A 7,161-nucleotide genomic window follows, 5' to 3' on the forward strand; every position below is an offset into this window, starting at 1 on the left:
CTATTTACTTCCAAAGATCCTGATGTTTGGCAAAACATTATCAAATGGTACGATGAAGTAAAAAATTATGACAAAACTCCTGGATTAGAAAACGCAATTCAAGAACTAGTAGTGTTTGTTGAATCTTATCTACGTTATGGAAATAATTTATGCGGTCAATCCTTGCCTATTGATAATTCTACTCATGCTTACGCAGGTCTTCAGCTACCTAATGACCCCCGTTCGATCTTAGATATTAAGAAGTTTGAACAGTTTCCTCCAGAAGACGAGGAGCAGTTTCCTAAGTTTTTGCAAGCCACCTTTCCTCTAATCGGACGAATAAATGTTGAAGTCAAAGTGTCAGATAAAATTTGGGATCTTTCATCTCTTCAAGAAGCAAACAAGTTAGTTTTACTAGACTTGCCTGGATTAGGGGCTGATAAATCTGAGCTTCGAGATCGATTTGTAAATGTCCATGAAATGGAAAATGTACAGACGATTTTACTATTGACCTATGGTCCTCGTCCAGGAAGTACAACAAACAATGAAATCATCGATCTGCTCCGAAAGCAAAGAAAAAACCAAAATCTCGATGATTTTATCCTTGTAGGTGTGGGGCGATTTGATGATTTGCCTGGGGCAGAAGTTGGTATTGACAAGCTTCTTAGTAACACAGAGCAACTAACAGAGCAGAAAATTTTCGATGAAATACCAGCTTTGCGTAAGGTTATTGAAAATTCCCGTAAATTGACGAAAGGGAATGATGAGCAAAGAATCGTTTTTATGTCAGCATTTGCTGCTCTTGAGTATTTGATAAAAAACCTAGACAGCACCATTAAAATTGCGACACCAACTGTACTAGAAAACCTCAATATATTTCAGAAGCATTTTCCTGATCTAAACGAAAAATGGCAGCAGTTAAGCGAAAGGTTAAAAAAATCTGAACCTGATAGTATTTTAGTAACTTGGCTAGATGCTTTCACAAAAGATGGTGGTCTTTCTAGACTACGGTATCTGCTTGAAAATCACGTGGCAACTCATGGTCTTGAACAATTATATAAAGATGTCAACGTTAAAGTACAAACTTTGGTTAAGGAACAACAAAATTTAGCACAGAAAGTTAATAATCCTTCACTGGCTAAATTGCTGGCTTCTGAGAATCCCAAATTACGAATCCTGCGCCAAGCACTCCGAGAATTAGCAGATAGTTATAAAGCCTTAAAAACCCATTTAGAAAAAAATCCATTGGAATTGGGAGTAGGAATAGATGAAACAAGAAGCACAATTTCCCTTCGACAAGAGGTTGAAGAAAAAGTAAATTCTGAAATCTCTCGCTGGAGTGAATGGAGAACCCTATTTCTCAAAATTAAAAACGGAATCGTCAATTTACCACAAGTTGACAGTGAGGATGAAAATCCATTTTCGTTGGAAATAATACCTCAAGAAGGAACAGGAAAATCTTTTACTAAAAGCGATGAATTGTATCCTTCTTTTCAGGAGACTTGTGATCAACTCGAAAAGTTTATTCAGGAGCGTGTTGACCAGTCTATCAAAGACTGGTTAGATGAATTATCAAATAAACTAATTTCCTTAAAGGACAATCAGAGGACAATCAATGTCAAAGAAATACGGTCTGAAATTGAAAATTGTGTTGTGAAAAAAGAAGAAATAGAAAAAAATATAAAAAACTTACTTTTTATAGCATCTCCGAGCGAATGGGAATCAATGCTGCTACAAATAGTGAAAAGAAATAGTTCTATAACTATAGACCCGGATACTTTATTTCCTTTACCCCGTGAAGACAAAAATAGCCATGAACCTGCTTTGATATTCGGGTGGTCTCCAGACCATAAACAAGCTACTAGAAGCATACCACTCTACGAAAACCATCTAACTTTTATACTGGGACTTCGAGATACAATTATTTGTAGCGTTAGTGATAGCTTTATTCAAATTTTAAGCAAAGTAAATCAAACAGTTAATGAGAAAATACAAACAGTTTTTTTAGACAATGCTATTTTAACTTTGCAAGATAAGTTATTAGGAAATAGAACGTTGCTAAAACAAATGGTAGGTGAAGAGCCAACTGAAAAAACCACACCAGATTGGTTATTAATCCTACAGGAGCTAGTAAATATTCCTCTTTAAACTTTGCCAAAGATGTTGATATGCCTGTTGGAATTAAGATTGTAAATAAATTTCTGTTGAACCAAATCAAAACAGTAAACAATACTAAGTGGTTAAAGCTTCCTGTAATAGACCTGATTCATGAGCACGACGATCCAGCTAATCTTATAAGGATTGATCATATCAACTGTACTATAACAGGAAATCCTCTAGAACTTAGAGATAAAATTCAACAGGCTTACAATAATTCTTTTAAGAATTATCCAATACCATTTTATCTGGATTCGCTATTACGATTTTCTCCATACTGCAAACTCGATAGATCTCTGCCCATTTCTGCCAATTATTTTTTAGGATTTAATATAGATTATATCGAGCAAAATAGCAACGTAAGTGAATCGCACACAAAGTCTCAAACCTGTAATTTATTTTACAAAAAAACAAGTAAGGGGGAAAAAATGCTCTCACATGGTGGATGGATTGCTATCGATTTTGGTACTTCAAATTCTACTGTTACTTTTTACGATCCTAGAGAAGCAATAGAACCAAACGAATTATCCTTGGAACAAAAAGACCTATTATTTAAACTTTTTAACGAATGGTTAGGCTCATCTGACTCAAAATTACCAGGAGTTGGTGATGATGAATGGCAGGAATATATCGAACAAGTTGAAAATAATTTGGGAAAATCTTGGCCAGAAATTATCGACAATAAAAATAGCTCGATCTTGTTAGAGGGAATTCGCCAACTAGAAATTTCCTTAGGTACTAGACTAGATGATCCAATCTACCCGGTAGTTAGTAAAAAACTTAACGAAATTTACCGTCAATTATTTCAGTTACCACCCTTACAAAAGGAACGTATCGTTCTGGCAAAAATAGATAAAAATCTACCCCAAGATACACAAATTACTAGCGAACTGGAACTGGTTGGTGTAAATGGATTCTTGGAAGTGGAAATGGGGGAAATAGCTAGAAATAATCGATTGGCAGCGATGTCCAAAGAGACTACTGATGAAAACCAGGAAGATGAAAACCAGGAAACATTTTGGCGAAAAATAGAAAGTAAGTTTCATCATTCTCCGAAGCGTTACCTTAATAAAACCAGAAAAAAAGGAGAAGAAGATAAAATCAAGATATATTGGGAAGGAGAAGATAAAAATATTGAATATAGTGAGCTAATTCAAGCAGCGATGAAATGTCTGATTGAATTAACAGAAAATTTTAAAGATAAACCGGAAAATAAAAAACGTTATGATAGCGGTAAATTTTACAGAGTAATAGTTACTTATCCGACGGTATCTAAGCCAGAAAATCGTCGTAAACTGGAAGACTTAGTAAGTCAAATTCTTGAGCAAAAATTTACAGATACAGATGTCAAAGTAGACGTAAAAAAAGATTTTGATGAAGCAATCGCTGCTGCTATTTTCTATGTATGGCGAGAATTTGGTGGAAACCAAACTATCGGTATAGAAGCTTTTAAAACTCGCTGTCGTCGTAGCGGTCAAAAATGGGCTCAAAACCTAATGGTATTGGACATTGGTGGTGGAACGACAGACTTGGCTTTAATTCGTTTACTTCTAAGAGATGATAGTCCATTTGACCCAGGAGAAGATCGAGGAGCTGGTGGACGTTACTATGTTCTGACTCCAGAGTTGATGGGGTCTTCTGGACACTTATTTTTAGGGGGTGAGTTAATTACTCTACGACTCTTTCGCGTGCTTAAAGTAGCGATTGTTGACAATTTGTTAACGGCATTTACAGAAGGAAAATTAAAGGATGATAAGTTAGACGAGCTGATCAGAGGATTAGAGCCAAGATTTTTGCAACAAGATAATCACAACAAATACCGCACTCGCTCCCTATTAGAGTGCATTGACAAAGAAAACCCAGAAAACGATCCATTTTCTTCAACAGTTTTAAACTATGCAGAAGAAATATTACCAACTCGATGGAAAGAGGATCGAAAAAAACTACAAGCTTTTTACACCCTTTGGCGATGGGCTGATGATGCTAAAGTTGAATTAAGCAAAAGTAGCGTTGAATATGATGAATATGAAATTCCGCCGAATCAATTAGAACAATTTCTTCGCGTTCAACAAGCTATTGAGCTTGGTGAATATAATCCTGGCATCAAGCTATCTAAACAACAACTTGAAACAGCTGCTTCAAAAGTGGTTGGAGAAGCAATCAATATTGCTAAAGAATTGCTAGAAAGCCGATTGCCTAAAGACAGTTTAACTGGTAAAAAAGAACCTTTGGATTGGTTAATTTTATCGGGACAGACTTGCCATCTAGATTTAGTCAGGCGTAAAATTAATGAAATATTTAGCAATACCAAGAACGATTTCGAGTGGAACCCAGCCAGGATTACTTTTGTACCTGACTATGCCAAATTAGCTACGTCAATCGGGGCTTGTTATGGCATGAGCCGACAGCAGTTCACTTATTCTCCGAAAGACGCGAAAGATAAGCTAAAAGAAGGTAAAAGCGAACTCTATATCGAAGTTAATAATTTACTTTACACATTGCCTTGTGCTTTCTTGAGGCAAGTTGTAGAATCTTTAGAACCAGTTTTTCAAGCACGACAGCCATTGTATCAATTTAATCCTAATGAGGAAGCTAAAGCTCGAAGTGAATGGTTCGGTGTTTTACCAACTACGAACATTTATCGTCGAGACTTTGAAAGTCAAAGAGAAATTTTATGGGCTAAATTTAACTTTGAAGAGATTGCCAAACAAATCGGAATATATTCCCAGAATAATAATCAATGGCATCAGGGATTCCAAGCTCAGTTTGAAGTTAACCAAACCCTAGAAATTGAAATGGTAGTTTGTCGGGGCAAACCTCATTATTTAGTAGGGGATCAGGTGGATGACAATAACTCTACCTTAACAAATATTAACCAAACAATATCGGAAGAGCTAAAAACACGAACAGAAGAGTTGGAGAAAGCAAATATACAAGAAGAAGTTCCTCAAGCTATGATTATCGATAGTGTACTTCAGTGGGATATTGCTATTGGGATCAATGAAGAATCTCCACACCTAGTTTTCAAGGCTGGGGAAAAACTTGATGATATTTTTCACAATGAAGACGAAGGAGAACAAACAACTAAAGAAACTAAAGGAGCTATCAGCAAAGATGAGAACCAGAAGCCTCGACCTCTCCCACCATTCCCCAGAAGTGGCAGACACACCTTCTATGCTTACTATCCCAGCTTAGAGAGCCCAAAACTGAAGGAAATATATCTTGGTACATTAGGATTTGAGGAAAATCAGATTAAGGATAACTGCAGATACTACATTACAATTGATGACCAAAGTAATCTGCGTATTCATGAAGGGGAAGTTCCTTATTGGATATCGGATCAACCAGAAGTTTTAAAAGAAAAAGATGGATGTGTACTTAGAGTTAAGCGTAGTCCCATAGAAGAAGAGAATAACGATGAGCAAAACCCCTTTAGTGGAGTACACTGATGGTGATGGATTGAGTCAACTGCTCAAACAGTTGTTAGTAAGAGACTCGGAGCTAGGGCGATATCTACGGCATACTCTCAAGGGACTGTATGCCTCTTTGGAATCAGCCCGTGCAGAAGCTATTTCATTAGACAATTCAGAAGAAGCTACCCTTTGTGGTCAGCTATCCGAACTACTAGATCAGCTTTTAAAAGAGAATACTTCTAACGAGGCTCTCTCTAACAAAGATACTTCCAAGAATACAAATTCGGAAAATTTAACTGATTTTAAAAATCCAGGATTAATTCTCCAAGATTTCTGTAATGACTTCTTCACAGATAAGAAACTTTACCCTTATATTGGTGATTCAAAACCTCGAAGCACTAATGACTCAGACTTATGGGACGAAATTCAAAAGCTTTTACTGCGTGTTCCAGGGTCTATGGCTCAAAAGTTGCAAAATAAAGCTCTACAGTCAGCTAAAAAAATCAAGGCAAAGGAAGATGATACGAACAACAACGAACTTCCTTTTTCAGAAAATAAACTTCTCTATCCTGGTTTAACAGGAACAGTTAAGGCTCAAGGGTTGTGTTTATCAACTGAAGCTTCCTTAGACTCAGAGATTAACGATAAAAATCTAGATGGGGATCTGAAATTTCTTGCCCAGATCGTATCTATCTGCATATATTTTATTCAAAATGACCCCTCCCTACATCATTGCCTGAAAAGTATTAAATTTTTTGGTATAACCCGTTTTAATTCCCAGCATAGAGAGGATTATATCAAAACCTTGATACTTTTTTTCAAAAAAGTCAAAGACCATGAACAAGATCCGATTAAATCCTTAAAGGCAAGGCTGGACTTAGACGAGGCGATTAACTCATTAGTATATCAGCCTTTAGCTGACCCAAATTCCTGGTGGTGTAATTTGCAGAAAGATGCAAGAAAAACCCTTGACAAAGCAGTGGAAAGAGTTAATAGTATGGAGGGTGATCAAGCAGGATGTCAATGGCTTTTAGGTGTTCGAGATGATATTATTAAATATACAGAGAACAAAGATGACGTAATCGATAAATTACAGGTTAGAGGTACTCCTGGTAAAGTCTTAGCTTGCTTGCGTGTTTACGCTTGGATTAATCAAGAAAAAATGCCTGGTCGAGTAATCTTTTACCCAAAATAGCTTATCCTTTGTCTGACCAAGGCAAGATACTCCTTGAAGTGTGGAATTCCATAACTCCTGAAAAAAACTGACCTAACCGAAAAATCCGCCCATCCCAACTCATTCTTGACCTGCTTAAATCCCAGAAGTGTTGAACGTTTTAAACGTTCAGCACTTCTGATTACACCCATGGAGCAGTCTTGATTGATCTTTACATTGACCCCGCCTATCGCTGACGAGGCTTAGGTGCAGCGTTGATTTATGCGATCGCAAACGAAATGACCTGCATAAACTGGACAGTTATGGGAGGGCTAGGCCGTGTTTTCAAAGTTTTCCGCAAGATTTAGATCCCCCCCAACCCCCCGCGCGGAAGGGGGGAGCCATTCTCAAAGTCCCCCTTTTTTAAGGGGGATTTAGGGGGATCTCCGAGTTTGAAAA

General features: G+C 37.0%; 3 protein-coding genes. All 3 read left to right on the top strand.

What is annotated here, in order from left to right:
* Nucleotides 1-2,127, top strand: a 2,127-nt coding sequence (locus F6K20_RS17650) for a hypothetical protein (RefSeq protein WP_287295461.1), incomplete at its 5' end; no start/stop codon positions are given.
* Nucleotides 2,085-5,585 (top strand): acetate and sugar kinases/Hsc70/actin family protein, encoded by a 3,501-nt coding sequence (locus F6K20_RS17655; protein WP_008190271.1) that lies wholly within the window; start codon nt 2,085-2,087, stop codon nt 5,583-5,585. The genes F6K20_RS17650 and F6K20_RS17655, both read left to right, overlap by 43 nt.
* Entirely contained in the window at nt 5,554-6,744 is a 1,191-nt protein-coding gene (locus tag F6K20_RS17660) for a hypothetical protein (protein ID WP_008190269.1), read from the top strand. The genes F6K20_RS17655 and F6K20_RS17660 overlap by 32 nt, the downstream gene beginning before the upstream one ends.
* Nucleotides 6,745-7,161 lie beyond the last annotated feature (417 nt).

This window comes from Moorena sp. SIO2C4, from assembly GCF_010672485.1.
Classification (GTDB): domain Bacteria; phylum Cyanobacteriota; class Cyanobacteriia; order Cyanobacteriales; family Coleofasciculaceae; genus Moorena; species Moorena producens.